This is a genomic window from Kitasatospora sp. NPDC059571 (assembly GCF_042735675.1).
Classification (GTDB): Bacteria; Actinomycetota; Actinomycetes; order Streptomycetales; family Streptomycetaceae; genus Kitasatospora.
In genome coordinates this window covers 1-2,495 of record NZ_JBHWBW010000722.1, presented here as the reverse complement: position 1 = coordinate 2,495, position 2,495 = coordinate 1, and the positions used below count along the sequence as shown (strand labels likewise).

2 protein-coding genes are annotated in these 2,495 nt (G+C 70.9%); both read left to right on the top strand.

Going from position 1 to position 2,495, the window contains the following annotated elements; genetic code table 11:
• Positions 1–147: 147 nt before the first annotated feature.
• Positions 148–1,461: a cyanophycinase gene (locus tag ACFV0G_RS38270; protein ID WP_380558157.1), complete on the top strand. Its 1,314-nt coding sequence runs from the start codon at positions 148–150 to the stop codon at positions 1,459–1,461.
• A 174-nt stretch (positions 1,462–1,635) separates the two neighbouring features.
• The coding region (locus tag ACFV0G_RS38265; protein WP_380558154.1) for a MurR/RpiR family transcriptional regulator at positions 1,636–2,495 on the top strand (860 nt) is incomplete at its 3' end.

Genomic DNA, 2,495 nt, shown 5'->3' with positions numbered 1-2,495 from the left:
CGGGGTGTGCTCGGGCGCGCGGGCCGCACCCCGGTCTAGTTTGTTGGGGGTGCTGCGCCCCCACCTCCGGTGTGGGGGGGGGGGGGGGGGGCCCCCGCACCCGGCATGCACGGTTCCGCTTTCCCCGACTCCGACTGGAGACCTTGGATGAACCGATCCCTCGCCGCACGCAGCAACCGTGCGGCGCTCGCACTGGCCGCTGCCCTGGCCGTCACCGCCACCGCCGCCCCCACCGCGTGGGCCGATCAGCGCACCCCGGGACACCATCGTCGGGACGGCGGCACTCTGATCCTGGTCGGCGGCGGTCTGAAGGACAACAACGACGAGATCTACAACGAGATCGTCGACAAGGCGGGCGGTGCAGGCCGCGCACGCATCGGCGTGCTGACCGCGGCGTCGGTCCCCCCGAGCCAGGACCCCAACGCGGCCGACCCGCAGACCTGCTCGAACTCGGCATGCAACGGCGCCTACTACTCAGACCTGTTCAAGCAGCACGGCGCCGCGGACGCCCAGTGGATCCCGATCGACATCGAACACGTCGACGCGGCCGACTCCGATGCCGTCGTCGCCCAGGTCGAGTCCATGACCGGCTTCTTCTTCGGCGGGGGCGACCAGTACCGGTACATCACGAGCCTCCTGCACGGCACGGCTCACACCGACTCCAAGGTGCTCGCCGCCATCCGCGCCAAGTTGGCGGAGGGCGCCGTGGTCGCGGGCTCCAGCGCCGGCGCGCAGATCGCCTCCGGTCCGGACATGGTCAGCGGCGGCGACAGCTACCAGGCCCTCAGGGACGGCAGCGCACCGGGCTACTTCGACGACGCGACCAAGCTCGGCTACATCCCCGAGGGCGGGTTCGGCTTCTTCGGCCCCGGCCTGCTCGACACCCACACCGGCACGTACGGCCGGGAGGGGCGGGCCATCCGACTGGCCGCGGACACCGGACACGACCGCGTCTTCGCGATGGACGAGAACACGGCAGTCGAGGTCGAGCACGCCGGAACCCCGCGCGAGGCACTGCGCGTCCTCGGTACCCACGGCGTTTCGGTCTTCGACCTGCGTCACGCACGTACGAGCGTGGTCAACGGCCGCTGGAACATCGACGGCGTGCGCTACGGCTACCTGACCGACGGCGACCGGTACGACGTCCGCGCTTGGCGGGTGGAGCCCGCCGACGGCAAGCACCGGTTCACGCCCACCGCCAGCACGCCGGTCCCGGCCAACCACGACGCTTTCTACTCGCTCGACAACCCGGACGGCATCGCCTATTCCTTCTCCGGCACGGCCCGCTCCCTGACCTCCACCACCGCGCAGCGCACGGCCGTCGCCACCACCTACGAGACTCGGCCGACGTTCGCCGTCGAATTCGCCAAGCGCGGCGACACACGCGCCTGGACGGCGGACGGCGCCACTACGGTCTCCTTCGCGAACCTCGAGGTCAGGATCGGTCCCGCCGCCGACTGACCCAGGCCCCTTCGGGGTGCTGTCCGTTCCAGTTCGAGATGGTCTCCGCAGCCCAGCCCTTCGCTAGGCTGCGGAGGTCAGCTCGTTCCATCCACCGGGCCGAGGCCGTGCTCCCGACCGTCCATCGTCGGGCTGCCTGCCGGAGCCACGACGCTATCCGGGAAGGACCCCGCCATGGCCCCCGCCACGCTCGCCGAGGACATCCGGCAACGACTCGGCGAGTGCAGCCCCGCCGAGCGCAAGGTCGGCCGCGTCCTTCTGGCCGGCTGGCCGGCCTCGGGATTCGAGACCATCGCCACCCTGGCGGAGCGCGCCGACGTCAGCGCACCCACGGTGCTGCGCTTCGTGAACCGTCTTGGCTATCGCGGGTTCCCCGACTTCCAGTCCGCTCTGCGAGCCGAACTCGACGAGCGCCACGCCTCCCCGCTGACCCTCTACGCCGCCGGCGGCTACGGTGCCGCGGCCGTGGAAGGCGGCGCCGTTCCCACCGGGCCTGCCGGACTCCTCGCGCACGGTCGGGAGGTGTTCACCGCGGCGGTCGACCGGACGCTCGCGGAGGTCACCCCACACGACCTGGAGCGTGCCGTGCAGCTCCTGGCTGATCCCAAACGGCGCGTCACGCTCGTCGGCGGACGATTCAGCCACCTCTTCGCCCAGTACCTCGGGCTGCACCTCATGCAGATGCGCGACGAGGTCAGGCTCCTGCCGGACCGGCCCGTCGAACGGACGGCGCACCTCGCCTCACTCGGCCGCCGTGACATCCTCGTGGTGTTCGACTTCCGCCGCTATGAGGATGACAAGGTCACCATGGCCGAGATGGTCCGCGAGAAGGGCGGCCGCGTCGTCCTGTTCACCGACACGTGGCTGTCGCCGGTGAGCACGCAGGCCGAGGTGGTGCTCTCGAGCCAGGTCGGTGCGCCCTCGCCGTACGACAGTCTGGTGCCGACGCTCGCAGTGGTCGAGACGGTGGTCGCCGGGATCATCGGGGAACTCGGTGACCGTGCGCACAAGCACATGCAGAGCGGTGAGGAGAC